1 pseudogene is annotated in these 1021 nt (G+C 70.4%); it reads left to right on the top strand.

Annotation, left to right across the window (positions count from 1 at the left end):
* Positions 1–1021, top strand: a pseudogene (locus ABZX90_RS14555) (hypothetical protein); the annotation flags it as partial.

Here is a 1021-nt window from a genome sequence, read left to right as displayed (position 1 = left end):
CGGCCGCGGTCACCTGGGGAAAGATCGCCGACACCTTCGAGCGGCAGGGCGAGGTCGACGAGGCGTTGCGGATCCGCCGCGAGGTCACCCTGCCGGCGTTCGAGCGGATCGGTGACACCCGCTCGGCCGCGGTCACCTGGGGAAAGATCGCCGACACCTTCGAGCGGCAGGGCGAGGTCGACGAGGCGTTGCGGATCCGCCGCGAGGTCACCCTGCCGGTGTACGAGCGGATCGGTGACACCCGCTCGGCCGCGGTCACCTGGGGAAAGATCGCCGACATCTTCGAGCGGCGGGGCGAGGTCGACGAGGCGTTGCGGATCCGCCGCGAGGTCACCCTGCCGGTGTACGAGCGGATCGGTGCCACCCGCGAGGTCGCGGTCACCTGGGCACAGATCGCCGACATCTTCGAGCGGCGGGGCGAGGCCGACGAGGCGTTGCGGATCCGCCGCGAGGTCGCCCTGCCGGCGTTCGAGCGGATCGGTGACACCCGCGAGGTCGCGGTCACCTGGGGAAAGATCGCCGACATCTTCGAGCAGCGGGGCGAGGTCGACGAGGCGTTGCGGATCCACCGCGAGGTCACCCTGCCGGTGTACGAGCGGATCGGTGCCACCCGCGAGGTCGCGGTCACCTGGGGAAAGATCGCCGACATCTTCGAGCGGCGGGGCGAGGCCGACGAGGCGTTGCGGATCCACCGCGAGGTCACCCTGCCGGTGTACGAGCGGATCGGTGTCACCCGCGAGGTCGCGGTCACCTGGGGAAAGATCGCCGACATCTTCGAGCGGCGGGGCGAGGCCGACGAGGCGTTGCGGATCCGCCGCGAGGTCGAACTGCCGGTGTACGAGCGGATCGGTGACACCCGCTCGGCCGCGATCACCTGGGGAAAGATCGCCGACACCTTCGAGCAGCGGGGCGAGGTCGACGAGGCGTTGCGGATCCACCGCGAGGTCACCCTGCCGGCATTCGAGCGGATCGGTGCCACCCGCTCGGCCGCGATCACCTGGGGAAAGATCGCCGACATCTT

Source organism: Streptomyces sp. NPDC002935, from assembly GCF_040611295.1.
In the GTDB taxonomy this organism is placed as follows: domain Bacteria; phylum Actinomycetota; class Actinomycetes; order Streptomycetales; family Streptomycetaceae; genus Streptomyces.
The sequence above is the reverse complement of the archived record's forward strand: the minus strand, read 5'-3'. Positions and strand labels throughout refer to the sequence as shown.